Annotated in this window: 17 protein-coding genes and 1 pseudogene; 13 read left to right on the top strand and 5 right to left on the bottom strand. The window is 69.0% G+C overall.

Going from position 1 to position 17030, the window contains the following annotated elements; genetic code table 11:
* The first annotated feature begins 29 nt into the window (after positions 1 to 29).
* Genes MX571_RS09525 through MX571_RS09515 form a run of 3 tightly spaced genes read left to right on the top strand, consistent with a single transcriptional unit; the run spans position 30 to position 2104 of the window.
* Entirely contained in the window at positions 30 to 1076 is a 1047-nt protein-coding gene (locus tag MX571_RS09525; protein ID WP_247415876.1) for a zinc-binding dehydrogenase, read from the top strand.
* Positions 1069 to 1488 (top strand): DUF7977 family protein, encoded by a 420-nt coding sequence (locus MX571_RS09520; protein WP_247415874.1) that lies wholly within the window; start codon positions 1069 to 1071, stop codon positions 1486 to 1488. The genes MX571_RS09525 and MX571_RS09520 overlap by 8 nt, the downstream gene beginning before the upstream one ends.
* Before the next feature lie 52 nt (positions 1489 to 1540).
* Entirely contained in the window at positions 1541 to 2104 is a 564-nt protein-coding gene (locus MX571_RS09515) for an amphi-Trp domain-containing protein (RefSeq protein WP_379751944.1), read from the top strand.
* Between the two features lie 70 nt (positions 2105 to 2174).
* Here MX571_RS09515 and rpiA read toward each other — a convergent pair whose 3' ends face one another.
* The gene (rpiA, locus tag MX571_RS09510) at positions 2175 to 3050 is read right to left on the bottom strand and encodes a ribose-5-phosphate isomerase RpiA (protein WP_247415870.1); all 876 of its coding nucleotides are present in this window, start codon (positions 3048 to 3050) and stop codon (positions 2175 to 2177) included.
* Between the two features lie 3 nt (positions 3051 to 3053).
* Complete coding sequence (locus tag MX571_RS09505) at positions 3054 to 4097, bottom strand: NADP-dependent phosphogluconate dehydrogenase (protein ID WP_368409045.1); 1044 nt, start codon at positions 4095 to 4097, stop codon at positions 3054 to 3056.
* 301 nt (positions 4098 to 4398) lie between these two features.
* Here MX571_RS09505 and MX571_RS09500 point away from each other — a divergent pair, with 301 nt between their 5' ends.
* Complete coding sequence (locus MX571_RS09500) at positions 4399 to 6246, top strand: glycoside hydrolase family 15 protein (protein ID WP_247415865.1); 1848 nt, start codon at positions 4399 to 4401, stop codon at positions 6244 to 6246.
* Between the two features lie 92 nt (positions 6247 to 6338).
* Here the strand turns inward: MX571_RS09500 and MX571_RS09495 are convergent, their stop codons facing one another.
* Positions 6339 to 7583: an NAD(P)/FAD-dependent oxidoreductase gene (locus MX571_RS09495; RefSeq protein ID WP_247415862.1), complete on the bottom strand. Its 1245-nt coding sequence runs from the start codon at positions 7581 to 7583 to the stop codon at positions 6339 to 6341.
* Between the two features lie 191 nt (positions 7584 to 7774).
* Between MX571_RS09495 and MX571_RS09490 the strand changes: the two genes are divergently transcribed.
* Positions 7775 to 8029 (top strand): hypothetical protein, encoded by a 255-nt coding sequence (locus tag MX571_RS09490; protein ID WP_247415859.1) that lies wholly within the window; start codon positions 7775 to 7777, stop codon positions 8027 to 8029.
* A gap of 55 nt (positions 8030 to 8084) precedes the next feature.
* Here the strand turns inward: MX571_RS09490 and MX571_RS09485 are convergent, their stop codons facing one another.
* Positions 8085 to 9725: an acetolactate synthase large subunit gene (locus tag MX571_RS09485; RefSeq protein WP_247415855.1), complete on the bottom strand. Its 1641-nt coding sequence runs from the start codon at positions 9723 to 9725 to the stop codon at positions 8085 to 8087.
* Between the two features lie 146 nt (positions 9726 to 9871).
* On the opposite strand from MX571_RS09485, the gene MX571_RS09480 reads away from it, so the two are divergent.
* The 3 genes from MX571_RS09480 (at position 9872) to MX571_RS09475 (ending at position 11566) form a co-directional block, all read left to right on the top strand.
* Positions 9872 to 10342: an SRPBCC family protein gene (locus MX571_RS09480; RefSeq protein WP_247415852.1), complete on the top strand. Its 471-nt coding sequence runs from the start codon at positions 9872 to 9874 to the stop codon at positions 10340 to 10342.
* Positions 10343 to 10349: 7 nt separating this feature from the next.
* Complete coding sequence (locus MX571_RS22905) at positions 10350 to 10454, top strand: DUF7129 domain-containing putative zinc-binding protein (RefSeq protein ID WP_438267226.1); 105 nt, start codon at positions 10350 to 10352, stop codon at positions 10452 to 10454.
* Between the two features lie 263 nt (positions 10455 to 10717).
* On the top strand, positions 10718 to 11566 hold the full coding sequence (locus MX571_RS09475; protein WP_247415849.1) for a DUF2182 domain-containing protein: 849 nt from the start codon (positions 10718 to 10720) through the stop codon (positions 11564 to 11566).
* Between the two features lie 136 nt (positions 11567 to 11702).
* On the opposite strand, the gene MX571_RS09470 is transcribed toward MX571_RS09475, so the two are convergent.
* Entirely contained in the window at positions 11703 to 13079 is a 1377-nt protein-coding gene (locus MX571_RS09470) for an NAD-dependent succinate-semialdehyde dehydrogenase (protein ID WP_247415846.1), read from the bottom strand.
* A 241-nt stretch (positions 13080 to 13320) separates the two neighbouring features.
* On the opposite strand from MX571_RS09470, the pseudogene MX571_RS09465 reads away from it, so the two are divergent.
* The 5 genes and pseudogenes from MX571_RS09465 to MX571_RS09445 form a co-directional block, all read left to right on the top strand.
* Positions 13321 to 13509: pseudogene (locus MX571_RS09465) on the top strand (ubiquinol-cytochrome c reductase iron-sulfur subunit); the annotation flags it as partial.
* Between the two features lie 84 nt (positions 13510 to 13593).
* Positions 13594 to 14289, top strand: a complete 696-nt coding sequence (locus tag MX571_RS09460; RefSeq protein ID WP_247415844.1) for a glycosyltransferase family 2 protein — start codon at positions 13594 to 13596, stop codon at positions 14287 to 14289.
* A gap of 74 nt (positions 14290 to 14363) precedes the next feature.
* On the top strand, positions 14364 to 15335 hold the full coding sequence (locus MX571_RS09455) for a glycosyltransferase (protein ID WP_247415841.1): 972 nt from the start codon (positions 14364 to 14366) through the stop codon (positions 15333 to 15335).
* An 82-nt stretch (positions 15336 to 15417) separates the two neighbouring features.
* A complete protein-coding gene (locus MX571_RS09450; protein WP_247415838.1) occupies positions 15418 to 16374 on the top strand; it encodes a beta-ribofuranosylaminobenzene 5'-phosphate synthase family protein in 957 nt (318 codons plus the stop codon).
* A gap of 124 nt (positions 16375 to 16498) precedes the next feature.
* Complete coding sequence (locus MX571_RS09445; protein WP_247415835.1) at positions 16499 to 16897, top strand: hypothetical protein; 399 nt, start codon at positions 16499 to 16501, stop codon at positions 16895 to 16897.
* Positions 16898 to 17030: the final 133 nt, after the last annotated feature.

Here is a 17030-nt window from a genome sequence, read left to right as displayed (position 1 = left end):
TTTTGCGCGGGGCACCCGGACGCCCGACCATGAAGGCTGTCCAGTTCGGCGAGCACGGCGAGACTGACGTGCTGGAGTACGACGAGTTCCCGGACCCGGAGGTAGGGGACGACGAGGTCCTGGTGGACGTGAAAGCGGGGGCGCTGAACCACCTCGACGTGTGGACGCGACGCGGGTTACCCGGCGTCGACCTGGAGATGCCACACATCCCCGGCAGCGACGCGGCGGGCGTCGTCAGCGAGGTCGGCGCGAACGTGACGCGCTTCGACGAGGGCGACCACGTCGCCGTCTGTGCGGGCCGGTACTGCGGCGAGTGCGAGCACTGCCGCGACGGCGAGCAGTCCGAGTGCGTCAACTACCACATCATGGGCGAACACGTCCGGGGTGTCCACTCCGAGCAGACTGCCGTCCCCGTCGAGAACCTGGTCGCGGTGCCCGACCACGTCGACTGGGAGACGGCCGCCAGCGCGTCGCTCGTCTTCCAGACCGCGTGGCGGATGCTGATGACCCGCGCCGACCTCCAGCAGGGCGAGTCGATCCTCGTGCTCGGCGCGTCCGGCGGCGTCGGCCACGCGGCGGTCCAGATCGCCGACCACGCGGGGGCGGAGGTGTTCGCCACCGCCAGCACCGAGGAGAAACTCGACCACGCCCGCGACTGCGGTGCTGACCACGTCGTCAACTACGAGGAGGAGTCGTTCGCCGACTTCGTCTACGAGGAGACCGACGGCCGGGGCGTCGACGTCGTCGTCGACCACATCGGTCCGGCGACGTGGGACGACTCGACGAAGGCGCTGACGAAGGGTGGCCGTCTCGTCACCTGCGGCGCGACGACGGGGCCGAAGGCCGAGACGAACATCAACCGCATGTTTTGGAATCAGCTGGAACTCCTCGGCTCGACGATGGCGACGCCCGGCGAGATAGACGACGTGCTCCCGCTGGTGTGGGACGGGACGTTCGAACCGCGCATCCGCGAGGTCCTGCCGATGAGCGAGGCCCAGCGCGCCCACGAGATGCTCCAGGACCGCGAGGGGTTCGGGAAGGTCGTCGTCGTCCCCGACGACGAGTACGATGGCTGAGGAGGCGACGGGGGACGCAGCCGACAGCGGTCCGTCGGGCGGCGGGCGGTCGAACGGCGGCCGGTCGAGCAGTGGCGGCTACGTCCACGACCCCTCGAACTTCCCGGGGGGACAGCGGAGCGATACCGGCGGCGACGGGGACGGCGGCGATGGCGGTGACGGACCGCGGACGACGCGGGCGTACCACCCGGAGGTTCCCCAGTCCGAGGAGTTCGGCGCGAGAGGGTGGCTGCTCGTCGCGGCGCTGTTCGTCGCGTTCGTCTGCATCCCGGTCGTCATCCTGCTGGTGCCGTACTCGGAGGGGGTCCTCCAGTCGCTGGGGCTGACCTGGCGCGACGCCTACCTCACGCTGCCGCTGTTGCCCGCGCTGGTGCTCGCCGCGCTGGCGGTGTGGGTCGCGGTGAGCGACTGACGCGCACAGGCAAGCACAACGTGGCTCACCGGACGACGCGTTCGTGACACGCATGCGAGAGATAGAGACCGAGCGCGTCGTCACACGCAACGAAGCGGCCGAGTACCTGCGACAGTTCGCGGACAAGCTCGCGGAGGAGGGCCACCAGTTCGGCGGCCACTCCACGGCCGGTGAGCAGGGGCGGACCACCGGAACCACGACTGGGCAGTCGACGACCGAGCAGTCGGCGGCCGGACAGTCCACGAGTGGGACCACCCAGCAGTCGCCGGGTCGGACCACCGACACGACCAGGGGCGAGTCGAACCGGAACGAGTCGACGACCGGGACGACGGGCGGCGACGTCACGGACTCGACGCACGACCAGACGGCCGACACGACACAGGGGACATCGACGACCGACGAGGTGGCGACCGAGGGCGTGTCGCCACAGTACGGCAAGGTGACGTTCCTGGTCGGTAACGACAGTGCGACCGTCAACCCGCCCGAGGAGGTGACGCTCAACGTCGAGGTCGGCGAGGACTCCTCGATGATGTCCAGCGGCGCGGAGAAGGTGACGTTCTCGCTGCACTGGGACAAGGACACCGTCCCGGAGAGCGACGAACTCCGTATCGAGTAGACGCGCTCGGCACGCTCGACGCCCGTTTTCGAAGCGAGAGAACCGACCGATAGAGGAGCGCCCGTCCGTCTCAGAACCGCAGGACTTCGACGTCCTCGGCGGTCCCGAGGTAGACGGTGTCGACCATGTCGAGGAAGATGCCGTGTTCCAGTACGCCGGGGATATCGTCGAGGTCGTCGGCCGTCCCGTGAGTGTCGTCGAGACCACCGAAGTCGCAGTCGAGGACGAGGTTGCCGTTCGCCGTGAACAGGGGTCCGTCCTTCCGTTCGGCCATCCGCAACTCGGGGTCGCCGCCGAGGTCACGGATGTCCTCGGCGACCGTCGACCGCGCGTCGGGCATCACCTCGACGGGAACCGGGAAGTCGAGCGGGTCGGTCGCCTTCTCCTCGTCGGTCGCGATGACGAGTTCGTCGGCCATCGCGTCGATGACACGCTCCCGAGCGTGTGCCCCGCCACCGCCCTTGATGACGGTCGGCTCCTCCTCTGAGTACTGGTCCGCGCCGTCGACGGTGACGTCGAGTTCCGTCACCTGGTCGAGCGAGACGAGCGGGATGCCCGCCTCCTTGGCGAGTTCGTGGGACTGCAGCGAGGTGGCGACGCCGCGGACGTCCTCCAGTTCGCCCTCGCGGAGCAGTCGACCGACCTCGGCGACGGCCCACGCCGTCGTGCTCCCGGTGCCGAGTCCGAGGTCCATGCCGCTCTCGACGACCTCCCGGGCGGCACGCTGGCCGCCACGGCGACGCCGCTCGTCGAAGACGCCGTCCGCGCCGCTCTTGATGCGTCGTGGCGACGGAACCACCTCGACGTGTTGGCGTATCTCGTCGTCCGAGAGCGAGACGCCGTGGTCGTCGAGCGTCGCTCTCGCCTGTTCGACCACGTCGGACTCGTCCTCGGCCCACTCGCGGAGTTCCTCGCCGTCGGCCTCGTAGGTGAACTCCTTCGCCATCGGTCAGTCCTCCCCCTCGTCGGCGAGGGGACCGACGGGGTCCACGTCCTCGTCGTCGCGGAGTTCGTGTCGCGGTTCGTTCCCGACGCGGCCCCCCAGTCGTTCCTGACGGATGTGTTCGTCCTCGCCGAAGGGGTGGGTGCCGAAGCCGTGGCGCATCAGCGCGATGGCCTTGTAGGCGTGGCGCTGGTTGCCCCGCGATTTGAACAGCTCCGTGACGGACGTGGAGATGACCGGGATGGGGGTCTCGCCCTTGTACGCCTCGCTGACGAGCCAGTTCACCTCGCCGGTGTCCTCGACGTAGTTCGGGATGTCGTCGAAGTCCGGCACGTCGGACTGCTGGTCCTCCTTGCGGAGACCCTTCTCCATCAGTTCGACGAGCCAGCTCTCGATGACCGCGCCGTTCGACCAGTTGTGGAACACGTCGGCCATGTCGACGTCGAACTGGCCCGCTTCGAGGAGTTCGACGCCCTCGGCGATGGACTGGAGCATCCCGAACTCGATGCCGTTGTGGACGAGTTTGACGAAGTGGCCGCTCCCCGGCGGGCCGACGTGGAGCAACCCTCCCTCGACTGAGAGGGCGTCGAGGACCGGTTCGGCCCGCTCGTAGCCCTCCTCGCGGCCGCCGACCATGAAGCAGGCCCCCTCCTGCGCACGCGGTGGGCCGCCGCTCGTCCCGGTGTCGAGGAAGTAGACGCCCTCCTCCCAGGCGCGCTCCTCGCGGCGGACGGAGTCGCGCCAGAAGGAGTTGCCGCCGTCCATGACGACGTCGCCCTCCTCGAACGCGTCGAGCATCTGGTCGAGTTCCTCGTCGATGAGCGAACCCGCCGGGAGCGAGAGGTAGACCAGTCGCGGCGCGTCGAGTTCCTCGACGAGCACGTCGTACTGGTCGGCGTCGTGTACCTCCACGCCCGCGTCGTCCAGTTCTGGGCGTTCTTCGGTGTCGAGGCCGACGACGCGGATGTCCTCCTCGACGGCCTGCTTCGCGAGGTTGCCACCGATCGATCCGAGTCCGACGATTCCGAGTTCGAGGTCAGTATCTGACATAATCAGCGTCACCGTGGCCCTCCCGCCCGCCGTCAGTCCGGCGGTCTCGACGGCTGACGGCACCGCACGGCGGCCGAGGGCCACCATGGGCGTACCGATTCAGGGACCGTTCATAGCCGTGCTGCCTGCGTTCGTCGCCCCCCGCGCCGTCGGTCACTTCGGTAGTCGGTCACCGGGAGTGGGTCGCCGGTGGAGCGGGCACGGTACTGGCCGTGCCCGACCGCGCACGGACGGCACCGAGGAGCGCTCGGGCGAGGGGGGCCAAACGGTTATCCCGCCACTGGCCGACAGGTCTCCACGATTGGCACTCACCGACTCACAGATGACGGATCACCTACCACTCGAACACTACGGTATCGTCGGCAATCTGGAGACCTGTGCGCTCGTGGGCCGCAACGGCTCGGTCGACTGGTGCTGTCTTCCCCGCCTCAACTCGTCGAGCGTCTTCGCCGCCCTCCTCGACGACGACGGGGGAGGACGGTTCGCCATCCGACCCACCGACTCCTTCGAGGCGACACAGGAGTATCTGGAGCGGACCAACGTCCTGCAGACGACGTTCGAGACGGCGTCGGGTACCGTAACGGTGACCGACTTCATGCCGCTGTCGCCGAACAACGACGGGAACCAGCCGAAGGTCCGCGCGCTGTACCGGAAGGTGACCGGGACCGGCGGGCGCGTCGACCTCGACGTCACGTTCTCGCCGGCGTTCGACTACGCTCGCGCGGATACGCGCGTCGAACCGATGGCCGACGGCGTGGTCGCCAGCGGGGACGCCAGACGCGTCACGCTGACGAGTCCCGTCGACCTGGACACCGGGGACGGCGAGGCGTCGGGGTCGCTCTCCGTCGAAGAGGGCGACACCGGCTGGTTCGTCCTGGGGTACGGGACGCGAGCGCCGACCGACGAGGAGGCCTGCGAGCGACTGCTCGACGGGACGGCGCAGTACTGGCGCGACTCCACGCACACCTGTGACGGCGAGGACTGCCCGTTCGTCGGCTACGGGCACGACCAGGTCGTCCGGTCTGAACTCGTCCTCGAACTGCTGGTCTATCAGGACACCGGCGGTATCGTCGCCGCGCCGACCACCTCGCTGCCGGAGGTCGTCGGCGGCGTGCGCAACTGGGACTATCGGTACAGCTGGATACGCGACGGCGCGTTCGCGGTCCGGGCGTTCCACAACCTCGGCGACCGGGAGAAGGCGATGAACTACCTCGACGGGTTCCTCGAACTCGGGCGCTCGGCCGACCCGGCCGACCTCCAGCCGCTGTACGGCCTCCAGCACGACTCCACGTACGAGGAACTGGAGCTCGACCACCTCTCGGGCTACCGGGACTCGACTCCCGTCAGAATCGGCAACGGCGCGGCCGACCAGCTCCAGCTGGGCATCTACGGCGAACTCGTCCTCGCGTTCTACGAACTCACCCGGTCCGACGGTGACCTCGGCCAGGACAACTGGAACGCCATCTACGACATCGTCGAGTACGTCCGCGAGGTCTGGGAGCAACCCGACGCCGGCATCTGGGAGATGCGCGGCGGTCCGAAACAGTTCGTCCACTCGAAGCTGATGTGCTGGGTCGCGCTCGACCGCGCCATCGCGCTAGCCGAGGATGGGGGATACGACGCACCGCTCGACGAGTGGCGCGAGGACCGCGAGACCATCCGCGAGACGGTCGTCGAGCGCGGGTTCGACGAGGAGCAGAACAGCTTCACGCAGGCGTTCGACGACGACCAGCTCGACGCGAGCACCCTGCTGATTCCCCTCTTCGGGATGCTCCCGATCGACGACCCGCGCGTCGAGGGGACCGTCGACGCCGTCCTCGACCGACTCACGACCGACGACGGACTCGTCTACCGGTACGAGGACGACGGACTGCCGGGCCAGGAGGGGACGTTCGTCCTCTGTTCGTTCTGGCTGGTGGACTGCCTCGCCCTCGCGGGCGAGACCGAGCGCGCACGCGAGCTGTACGACGAGGTCCGGGACCGGTTCAGCCCGCTCGGACTCGTCTCCGAGGAGATGGACCCGGAGACGGGAGCGCTCCTGGGGAACTTCCCGCAGGCGTTCAGTCACCTCGGCCTCGTCAACACGGCGCTGTTCCTGCACGAGGCCGAAGCGGGGACGGCGAGTCAAGAGTTCCCGACCCGGTCGTGAGGCCCGACGTCTGCTCCGAACCTCCATCCGGTAGCGAGTCCAACCACCGACGCGATACCGGGTGACGGGTCGCGCTGGCCGCGGCGTCTCCCTCACATGTTCGGCCAGGCACGGGCCGCGCGTCGCCACGACCCGACCGTCGCTATCCAGCGGGCCGAGATGGCCTTCTTGATGACCCGCGCGCCGGGGCCGCCGAACGTGTTGAGCGGGACTCCGACGACGTCGTGGGCGACGGCGTCGTCGCCGACCGAGACCAGCGTCCCCTTGTTCATGTACGCCCAGTGGCGGCGGTCCCGCCCGTCGATGGCACGCACGACGTTCTCCCCGATGTGCTGGCCCTCTTCCCACGCCGCCTCGGCGGTCGGCGGCGGCACGTCGTCGAGGTCCTCGTCCGCGATGGAGTCCCAGATGGCCTCCTCGGTGAGCGGCCCTTCGTCGGCGTCCTGGTGGACCAGCGCGCTGTCGCCGATGGCGAACACGCGGTCGTCGCTGGTCTCCAGCGTCGCCCCGGTGTACAGTCGGTTGTGTTCCTTGTCGACGTCGGCGTCGTCGAGGGCCGCCTGGCCGGTGACGCCGCCCGCCCAGACCAGCACGTCGTACTCGAACGGGTCGCGCTCCTCGAACCGGATGGTGTCGTCCTCGACGCTCGACACCGCCGTGCCGGTGTCGACGTGCACGTCGTGGGCCTCGAGCCGGTTCTGGATCGCCCCCTGGAACTCGTGGTCGTGTCCGGGGAACACCTCGCCGGAGCGCTCGACGAGGTGGACCTCGACGGGCGCGTCGCGGTCCTCGCGCCACGCGGCTATCTCGCCCGCGGTCTGGATACCGGTCAGGCCGCCCCCGCCGACCACGACCTGCGCCGGGTCGTCCCGCGTCGCCTCGCGGGCGGCGTCTCGGAGGCGGTCGGTGATGGTGAGCGCGTCGTCGAGGCTCTTGAGCGTGAGCGCGTGGTCTTCGAGGCCGTCGATGCCGAAGAAGGCGGTCTGACTGCCGAGGCCGACGACCGCGTAGTCGTACGCCAGGTCGTCGTGGTCGTCGAGTTCGACCCGTCGCTCGTCCACGTCGAGTCCGGTGACGGTCGCCTCGACGAACCGCGTCGCCGGCGACTTCACCTCCTCGACCGGAATCGAGATGGTCTCGGCGACGGACGGAGTCCGGAGACACCGGTGGGCCTCGTGGAGGACGAGGTGGTGGTCCGTCGCCGACACCCAGACGATGTCGATATCCCGGTCCTCGCGTTCGCCTTCGAGGCTCTGGACGGCCGCACAGCCACCGTAGCCCGCACCGAGGACGACGACGCGCGTCGCCTCCTCGTTCCCTTCTTCTCGCTCGGTCATCGATTTGCCTCGCGGTTCGGAACGTGTCCCCTCATGAGTTTGGTCGTGGGACGCTTCCACCGTCCGACGCTAAAAAGTGTGGCCAGCACTCGTCTCCAGCGGTGAGGCCGCGGTTCTCGCGTCGACCTTCAGTTCGTGTGACAGTCGAGAGAGTGAGAAAGCTTTCTACCGATGAGTCGAAACGAGGTGGCATGCCTCGCCTCCCCGACATCGTTACGAGAGCCCACCACAGCGTGGACGCCCTCGGGAGAGTCGGCTGGCTGTTGCTCGCTATCGCGGGTCTGTTCGGCGTGATGAGTCTCTACGGCTGGAGCCAGGGACTCGTCGAACCGGCGGTCAACATCGGCCTCCTCGCTATCGCGCTGTTCTGCGTGTTCCTCCTGCTCGTCGTCGCCCGCGGCTGGCTCGGCCCGTGGCTCGTCGGGCAGTTCGACGACGTGCTGTAGCGTACGCCGCCGAGCGGGGACCTCCCGGCAGCGCGTCGCTCCTATCGCCGTCGGCTCAGCGGTCCAGTTGCACTTCGACGAGCGACAGGTCGTCGCTGTCCACCGCCTCGTCCAGCGCCGTCCGTACCTCGTCCCACGTCTCGGGGCGGTAGGCGGTGACGCCGAACGACTCGGCGAACGTGACGAAGTCGGGGTTCTCTAAGAGTGTGCCCGTCGACTCGCCGCGGTGTTCCTCCTGTTTCTCCGAGATGAGGCCGTAGTCGTCGTCGACGAACAGGAGGACGGTGAACGAGCAGTCGAGTCGCCGGGCCGTCTCCAGTTCGGCCGCGTTCATCAGGAAGCCACCGTCGCCCGTCGCCGCGACGACGTTCGGGCCGCCCGCGCCGTCGCTGTCGGGTTTGGTGCTCTCGTCGCTCGACAGCGCGCTGCTTCCCGAGAGCGCCACGTCGGCGGAGACGGCCCCCGGCACGGCGATACCCATCGTCGCCAGTCCGTTCGAGATGAGGCAGGAGTTCGGTTCGTAGGTGGGGTACGACCGCGCGATGGCCATCTTGTGACTGCCGACGTCCGAGATGAGTACGTCGTCGTCGGCCATCGTCTCGCGGAGCAGCGGCAGGGTGTTCGCGACGGTGACGGGGTCGTCGTCGGTCGGTTCGCTGGTCACCTGCCCGACGAGGTTCTCGCGCAGGTCGGCGTACCAGTCGGTGTCGATGGCGTCGAGGTCCGCGCCGCAGAGCGCCTCGATGCCCGCCGCGACGTCACACACCATCTCCACGTCCGGCAGGTAGTGTTCGTACACCTCGGCGGGTTCCGAGTCGAGGTGGACGATACGTTTGTCGCTCTGGGGGTTCCACGTCTCGGGGTCGTGTTCGGCGATGTCGTAGCCGACGGTCACCACCGCGTCGGCGCGCTCGATGACGCGGTCCACCTCGCCGCTGCCGGAGTCGAGCGTCATCAGCGAGTGGTCGTCGCGGTCGGACACCGCACCCTTGCCCATGTAGGTGGCGACCACGGGGATGTCCGTCTGGTCGACGAACGACCGGAGCTGTTCGGACGCCCGTGACCGGACCGCGCCGTTGCCCGCCAGCACGAGCGGTCGGTCGGCGTGCCGCACTACGGCGACGGCCTCGGCGACCGACTCCGGGTCCGGCGACGGTCGGTGGACGTGCCGCGCGGTCGGTTCGAGGGCCGTCGCCTCCGTGTCGGCGGCGGCGACGTCCTCCGGGAGTTCGAGGTGGGTCGCGCCGGGCTTCTCGTGTTCGGCGAGTTTGAACGCCTTCCGCACCGACTCGTGGACCACGTCGGGGTCGTCGAGGCGCGTGTTCCACTTCGTGATGGGGCCGAACATCTCCACCACGTCGATGAGCTGGTGGCTCTCCTGGTGGAGGCGCTCGCGGCCCCCCTGCCCGGAGATGGCGACGAGCGGCGACTTGTCGAGGTGGGCGTCGGCGACGCCGGTCAGCAGGTTCGTCGCACCGGGGCCGAGCGTCGAGAGGCAGACGCCCGCGTCGCCGGTGATGCGACCGTGGACGTCGGCCATGAACGCCGCGCCCTGTTCGTGGCGGACCGGGACGAAGTCGACGGTGGAGTCCCCCATCGCGAACAGCAGGTCCTCGAGTTCCTCGCCGGGGAGGCCGAACACGTAGTCGACGCCCTCCGCTTCGAGACAGGAGACGAGCAGGTCGGCGGTCTTCATACCAGGGGCAACGAGCGGACGACACATCAACCCCGACCAGGCCAGTCCCGTCAACGTACGACATGACTCACGCGCGACGGCTCCGGTCCCCGACGCTGTCGGCTCGCCACGCACTGCTCATATCGATGCGGAGTCTACGAGTCGCCATGTGGTTCAGTCACAGCATGGAGACGACTGCCCCGCCGGGGCGGGTGTGGGAGGTCTGGACCGACGTCGAGCGCTGGCCGACGTGGGACGTCGCGCTCCGTGACGCCTCGCTCGACGCCGACGGGGGCACGTTCGAGGAGGGCGCACACGGGCGGGTTACGCTCGGCCTCGGCCGGGCCGTCCCCGTCGACCCGTCGCCGTCGTTCGTCGTCACCGAACTCGACCCGGTGCGCTCGTACGCCTACGACCTCCAGTTCCCGCTGGCTCGGCTCGTCGTCCGGCGCTCGCTCCACAGCCACGACGGCGGCACCTCGTTCACTCACGAGGTGTGGTGCGAAGGGCCGCTCGGCGGACTGCTCTCCAGAACGGTCGGACGACGCTACCGCCGGACGCTCCCCGACGCGATGGACCACGTCCGCGAACGCGCCGAGGCGCTCCCCGCGACAGGTTCATCTACTGACACTGCGTAACGCTAACATGGCGCTTTACGAATGTAACGACTGCGAGCGACGCTCCGAGTCCGCGGGCCGCTGTCATGTCTGTGGCGGTCGACTGGTGAACCTCAGCGTCACCCGCGACTAGCACCGTTTGACGAACCGGCCGCAGACGACTCCCGCGCCACCTCGCTCTCCTCGACACTCCGGAGAGACAGCGTAGTTCGGTGGACTGTCCACACTGATATTTTGTTTCATACGAAATAGATACCGAATAAAGCCCCTTCGCCATCTCCTCGCCAGTATGGAGCTTCCAACCCTCCTGGACGAGACGTTCGGCGACCTGTACGACTCGGTTCGTGACCGCGTTCGGTCTGCCCTCCCCGAGACGGCAGGGAGAGAGGACGAGGAATGAGCACGAAGGTCGACACGGCGCTCAGCGTGTTCGACGGCGTCTTCGACGTCGACCTGGACCGAACGACGCTGGTCGTCGTGATGATGCTCGGCCTCGACGCCGTCTGGTGGGTGCTGCTGTTCGACGGTCACGTCCCGATGCCGGGGATGGCCTGGCTGATGGAGCAGTCCATCCCGATGGCTGCTCCCGGCGCGATGGAACTCGGCGTCTTCCACGTCGGGACGGTCGAGGCCGTCCTCGGCTACGCGACGATGTGGGGCGTGATGATGTGGGCGATGATGTACCCCGCGATGACGCGGTTCACGCGGGACTACGCCGCCGCCCACGAGGGAAGCGCACTGGAGGCGACGACGGCCATCACCGGCTTCCTGACGACGTACCACCTCGTCTGGGCGCTCTCGGCCGTCGTCCCGCTGTCGCTCCACGCACTGGTGCCCGGCGGTATCTACGGGGTCACGCAGTCGAGCCCCCACCTCGTGATCGGCAGTGCCCTCGCGCTCACGGGCGTGTTCCAGTTGAGCAAGCCCAAGCAGGACCTGTTGCGCACCTGCTGTGCCGAGGTCGAGGCGCACACCGACGACCTGTTCGACGGCTTCCGCCACGGCGTCGAACACGGCGTCGACTGCGTGCTCATCTGCTTCGCCGCGTTCTTCCTCGTCATGCCGTTCTTCGGCGAGATGAACTTCTTCTGGATGGTCGCGCTGACCGCCGTCGTCACGATGGAGCGTCTGCCGACGTGGGGCAAGGAGGTATCGCGCGCGACGGGCGTCATTTCGCTGCTCGCTGGCGCGTTCGTCCTGCTGGTCCAGCCGGCGCTCGGCATCGGGTTCACGATGGCGATGTGAGCGCCTCGGCGACGCGCTCCCGCCGTCCCCTCCGACCTCGCCGCACCGCCTCCGCTGACGCGACCCCCTCCACACCTCCACTCGGCTCACCGTCCGCGCTCCCCGGAACGACCGCCAGTCGGTGGCCGACTCGGCGTTACTGGTCGCTCGCCGACTGCACCCAGATGGTCTTCTCGTTGAGGAACTCCTTCATCCCGTGTTCGGAGAGCTCCCGGCCGTAGCCGGAGTTCTTCACGCCGCCGAACGGGATGCGCGGGTCGGACTTCGTGAGTTCGTTGACGAACACACACCCCGACTCGACTCGGCGCGCGACGCGTTCGCCGCGGTCGAGGTCCTCGGTCCAGACCGACCCGCCGAGACCGTACGACGAGTCGTTGGCGAGTCCGATAGCCTCCTCCTCGCTCTCGACGCGGAAGACGGCCGCCGCGGGGCCGAACACCTCGTCGGTCGCCATCGTCGCGTCGCGGGGGATGTCGGTGACCACCGTCGGCGGGTAGTAGTAGCCCTCGCCATCGAGCGGTTCGCCGCCCGTCTCCAGCGTCGCGCCCGCGTCGAGGGTGTCCTGCACCTGCTCGTGGACGTCCTTCATCAGGTCCTCGCGGGCCTGCGGGCCGACGTCGGTGTCCTCCTCGCTCGGGTCGCCGACGGTCAGCGCCTCCATCTCCTCGACGAAGGCGTCGACGAACTCGTCGTAGACGGCGTCGTGGACGATGAACCGCTTGGCGGCGATGCAGGACTGCCCGGAGTTGAGCGTCCGGGCCTGGACGCCCACCTCGGCGGCCGTCTCGACGTCGGCGTCGTCCAGCACGACGAAGGGGTCCGACCCGCCGAGTTCGAGGACGGAGGGTTTCAGCTCCCTGCCCGCCGTCTCGGCGACGGCGCGGCCCGCCGGTTCGCTCCCGGTGAGCGTGACGCCGCGGACGCGTTCGTCCTCGATGACCCCCTCGATGGCGTCCGAGCCGACGATGAGGCTCTGGAACGCGCCCTCCGGGAACCCCGCCTCGAGGAACACCTCCTCGATTATCTCGGCCGTGCCGGGGACGTTCGAGGCGTGTTTCAGCAGGCCGACGTTCCCCGCGACGAGGTTCGGCGCGGCGAACCGGAACACCTGCCACAGCGGGTAGTTCCACGGCATCACTGCGAGGATGGGGCCGAGCGGTTCGTACGACGTCAGCGCCTTCGCCTCGGGCGAACTCTGGTGGACGTCGTCCGCGAGGTACGTCTCGGCGTACTCGGCGTAGTGCTCGCAGACCCACGCGCACTTCTCGACCTCCGAGCGCGCGCCGGTGATGGGTTTGCCCATCTCGCGGGTCATCAACTGGGCGTACTCCTCCTCGTTCTCCCGGAGGACGTCGGCGGCGTCGGCGAGCAGCTGGCGGCGCTCTTCGAGGCGTCGCTCGCTCCACGACGGGTACACCTCGTCCGCGAGGGCGAGGGCGGCCTCCACGTCGTCCGCGTCGTCAGTCTCGACCGGTTCGAGTGACTCCTCTGTCGCCGGGTTCTCTCTGTCCATACTGGACCCTCTCGCGCCTCGCCGAAAGGTGTTCACCCAGCAGTCGTCTGCCCGTCGCGAGCGCGGACCGTCAGGACCCGAGACTGCTCGGCGTTCGAGGCCCCCAGCAACCGCTATCGTCGTCAGCGACGTACCGACAGATGGTCGACACTCCTCCGATATCGACTGACGCGGAGCGGTCCGACCACACCACGGGCAGCGAACAGCTACCCGGAGGAGTCGCCCCGCCTCGGACGACGTCGTCGCCTGGCTCTCGAAGTGCACGCACTTCTGTGGCGTTCCGGGGTTCGAGTCGACCGAGCAGAGCACGCAGTTCGGCGCGGAGAACGAGGTGTGCTGTCCGTGCCACCAGTTCGTCTACGACCCGTTCAGCCCCGTCAGCCGGTCGTTCGTCGCGCTGCCGCGTCCCGAACCGGGACAGGAGGAGTAGGTCGAGCGACCTTGCGTCACCCTCGACTGACTCGACCGTCCGCCGTGTCAACGTTTTAGCGGGTGGCGGCCGTCGGTCGCTGGCATGGACGTGGCGTGCGTCGTCCCCGCGTACGACGAGATCGGCACCGTCGAGCGGACGCTCGACTCGCTGGTCGGGACGGAGAGCGAGGTCATCGTCGTCGTCGGCGGCACCGACGGGACGGCCGGCGTCGCGCGCGCGCACCCGGCCGTCGACCTCGTGCTGACCGACACGGAGGAGAGCGGCCCGGCCGCCGCCCGGAACCGGGGCGCGCGGGCGACGGACGCCGAGGTGGTCTGCTTCACCGACGCCGACACCGTCGTCGCGCCGGGGTGGGTCGCCCGCCACGCGAGCCACTACCACGACCCGCGAGTCGTCTGCGTCGGCGGGCCGCTCCGACCGCTCGACGGGTCTCGTCGGGACCGACTCCTGTTCGGACTCCTCTCGGACTGGTGGTACCGCGTCTCCTGGCCGGTCGGGTTCGTCCAGGCCAGCGGGAACAACTGCTCGTACCGACGCGAGGCGCTGCTCGACGCGGGCGGGTTCGACGAGTCCCTGCCGTTCCTGGAGGACACCGACTGCTCGATGCGACTCGCCCGGCGTGGCCGGGCCGTCTACGACCGACACGCGTGGGTCGCCACCTCGCCGCGTCGGCAGCACCGCCAGGGCTACCTCGGTCTCCTCGGCGAGTACGCGGCGGGCTACGCCCGGTACCTCCTCGACGCACAGCGAGACAGCGGCTACTTCCGGCGGCGGTGAGCGCCCGACGTGACTGGGGGACCGAGTCGTGTCGGATGGCAGGCTTCTTACCGACGTGGACCGCGAGCGCTGGTATGAGCGACCCCGCAGTCGCCGTCGTCCACTACCCCGAGGGCGCGGGCCACGCCACGCGGATGCTCGCCGTCGCGCGGGGGTTCGAGCGCCGCGGCGCCGCGGTCTCGATGGCCGGTGGCGGTCCCGGCACCCGCTTCCTCCGACGGAACGGCTACGACCCGTACGAGCCGACGGTCGTGGACTTCATCGACAGCTACCAGTACGACGACGGCACCCTCCTCGGCGACAGCGTCCCGAACGCCGCGCGCCGCGTCCGCGACATCGTCCAGTGGCTCCGGCGCGAGGACCCCGACGCGCTCGTCACCGACGACATGTTCGCCGCCATGGCCGCGCCGCTGGCGTCCGTCCCGCTGTACGTCCTGACCCACAACGCCCCCGCACTCTACGACGACCCGCTTGAGCGCGTCGCGACCGACGGCCTCACCCGACTGCAGGTCGGTCTCTCGCGGGCCTTCTTCTACCCGGCCGTCTGGCCGACCGGCCACGACCCGCGTGGCGTGGAACGAATCGGCCCGGTCGCGCTCCCGGCGGATGTCGCCTCCGACGGTGGGTCCTCAGACACCACCACGCTCGGCGACCCCGACGTGCTGCTCGTCCCCAGCGCGTACTCCGACGACCAGGGAGCGCTCGTCGACCGACTGGAGGCCGCCGGACGGGACGTGACGAGCGTCGGCGACGCCGACTGGGAGACGGTCCCCTCGCTGCTCCCGCACGTCGAGCGCGCGAACGTCGTCGTCTGCTCGGGCTACTCGACGGTGATGGAGGCGGCCGTCGCCGGGACCGCCTGCGTCGTCCGCCCGTTCACCGACGAGCAGTACGGCGTCGGCCGCCTGCTCGACTCGGTCCACGGGTTCTGCGTCGCCCACTCCGTCGGCGGCGTCGCCCGCGCCGTCGAGACGACGCCCGACCCGACCCCGTTCGAGAACGGTATCGACGCGGTGGCCGACCGGGTGCTCTCGGAGCTTCGCTGACACCCCCGTCCGACGAGTCCCGGAGCGAGGCGAAGGTTTCCGGTGGCGAAACGGGCTTTCACGACCCCCACCAGCGTCGAGCATGGTCCGGGTCGAGACGGGGGCACGCCTCCACGTCGGGTTCACGAACCTCTCGCTCGCGTACGAGCGACTCTACGGCGGCGTGGGCCTCGCGCTCGACGAACCGCGCGTCGTGGTGGAGGCGACGCGCGCCGACGGCGTCGCCGCCGACCCGGCGCTCCGCGAGACGACACACGCGGTCTGCGAACTGCTCGACCTGCCCGGTGCGAACGTTCGCCTCGTCGACGGCCTCCCGCACCACGTCGGCCTCGGGAGCGGCACCCAGCACGCGCTGGCGACGCTCGAAGCGATTGCGCGGGCGTACGACCGCGCCCCCCGGGTCCGTGCGAGTGCGCCCGCGCTGGGACGCGGCGGGCGTTCGGGCGTCGGCGTCGCGACGTTCGAGACGGGCGGCCTCGTCGTCGACGCCGGTCACCCCACCGAGCGGTTCACCACGACGCCGCCCGCCCGCGGCGAGTGGTCCGTCCCGCCGGTCGTCGCCCGCCACCCCGTCCCCGACGACTGGCGGTTCCTGCTCGTGACGCCCGACGGCGAAGGGCGGTCCGGGAGCGACGAGGACGACAGCATGCGTGCGGTGGTCGAACGCGCCGACCCGAGCATCGCCGACGACCTCTCGGCGGTGCTCGTCCGCCGACTGCTCCCGGCGGTCGTGACGGGCGAGCGCGAGCGGTTCGGCCGCGCCGTGGGCGAGTTCGGCCGCCTCAACGGCGCGTGGTACGCGGACGAACAGGGCGGCGTCTACCGCCCGCCCGTCGGCGAACTGGTGGCGGCGCTGGGCGAGGAGCCCTCGGTGACCGGCGTCGGCCAGTCGTCGTGGGGACCGACCGTCTACGGCGTCACCGACCGGGCGAACGCCGACGCCGCTCACGAGGCGGGGGAGCGTGCGCTCGACGAGGCGGGAGTGGACGGCGAGGTACGGGTCGTCCGCGCCCGGAACGAGGGCGCGACGGTACGGTAGCGCGAGAGACACGGCCGGTTTATTTCACGCCGGTCTGTGGTGACTCAGCTGATAGACTTGTGCCGCGAGTGTATCGGTTGGTCGCCACAACGAGTTATTAGCGAAACGGGTGTTTGGTGGCAATGTGGTAAGCACGACCTCGAAGTATATGCTGGCGTTCACTACGCTTTCCTTGGCCGTTGGAGCCGCTCTCTTCGTTCTCGGCATTCCTCCGGCGATTTGGTGGCTGTCAGCGTCATTGGGAACCACGTTGCTGGTCGGGGTTACTGCACGAGAAGTGTTCGACATGGACCGTTCGACCTCTGGCCCGATTGAGGGTCGAGCACGTGGCCTCAGTGTCAGTGTCCTCAGTGTACTCATGGTTGCCGAAGGGATGCTGTTTGGCTTCCCGATGTTCAACCCATTCGGTGAGGGCCACGTGTGGGGCCTAACGGTATTCGTATTGGTGTGGTGGGGCGTCCTGCTCGTGATGCTCGTCAGTGGTCTTGGAGAACTGTTCGGCATCTATCAACCCGATGCGTAGCCCACTCTCAGCCAGTGTGTCCGGCGGTGCACGAACGCTGGCGGTGATACTCTGGGATTTCGTCGTGGTACTGTTAATCATCGGGGTTGGTCACGTGACTGGTCTCCTCCAACCTGATGCAGCTAACTCCACT

This window comes from Halomarina salina (assembly GCF_023074835.1).
Lineage (GTDB): Archaea > Halobacteriota > Halobacteria > Halobacteriales > Haloarculaceae > Halomarina > Halomarina salina.
This window is presented reverse-complemented; position numbering and strand designations above follow the sequence as displayed.

Coding starts and splice junctions, on each gene's coding strand:
- MX571_RS09525 (WP_247415876.1), top strand. CDS start 30: ATGAAGGCTGTCCAGTTCGGCGAGCACGGCGAGACTGACGTGCTGGAG.
- MX571_RS09520 (WP_247415874.1), top strand. CDS start 1,069: ATGGCTGAGGAGGCGACGGGGGACGCAGCCGACAGCGGTCCGTCGGGC.
- MX571_RS09515 (WP_379751944.1), top strand. CDS start 1,541: ATGCGAGAGATAGAGACCGAGCGCGTCGTCACACGCAACGAAGCGGCC.
- rpiA (WP_247415870.1), bottom strand. CDS start 3,050: ATGGCGAAGGAGTTCACCTACGAGGCCGACGGCGAGGAACTCCGCGAG.
- MX571_RS09505 (WP_368409045.1), bottom strand. CDS start 4,097: ATGTCAGATACTGACCTCGAACTCGGAATCGTCGGACTCGGATCGATC.
- MX571_RS09495 (WP_247415862.1), bottom strand. CDS start 7,583: ATGACCGAGCGAGAAGAAGGGAACGAGGAGGCGACGCGCGTCGTCGTC.
- MX571_RS09490 (WP_247415859.1), top strand. CDS start 7,775: ATGCCTCGCCTCCCCGACATCGTTACGAGAGCCCACCACAGCGTGGAC.
- MX571_RS09485 (WP_247415855.1), bottom strand. CDS start 9,725: ATGAAGACCGCCGACCTGCTCGTCTCCTGTCTCGAAGCGGAGGGCGTC.
- MX571_RS09480 (WP_247415852.1), top strand. CDS start 9,872: ATGTGGTTCAGTCACAGCATGGAGACGACTGCCCCGCCGGGGCGGGTG.
- MX571_RS22905 (WP_438267226.1), top strand. CDS start 10,350: ATGGCGCTTTACGAATGTAACGACTGCGAGCGACGCTCCGAGTCCGCG.
- MX571_RS09475 (WP_247415849.1), top strand. CDS start 10,718: ATGAGCACGAAGGTCGACACGGCGCTCAGCGTGTTCGACGGCGTCTTC.
- MX571_RS09470 (WP_247415846.1), bottom strand. CDS start 13,079: ATGGACAGAGAGAACCCGGCGACAGAGGAGTCACTCGAACCGGTCGAG.
- MX571_RS09460 (WP_247415844.1), top strand. CDS start 13,594: ATGGACGTGGCGTGCGTCGTCCCCGCGTACGACGAGATCGGCACCGTC.
- MX571_RS09455 (WP_247415841.1), top strand. CDS start 14,364: ATGAGCGACCCCGCAGTCGCCGTCGTCCACTACCCCGAGGGCGCGGGC.
- MX571_RS09450 (WP_247415838.1), top strand. CDS start 15,418: ATGGTCCGGGTCGAGACGGGGGCACGCCTCCACGTCGGGTTCACGAAC.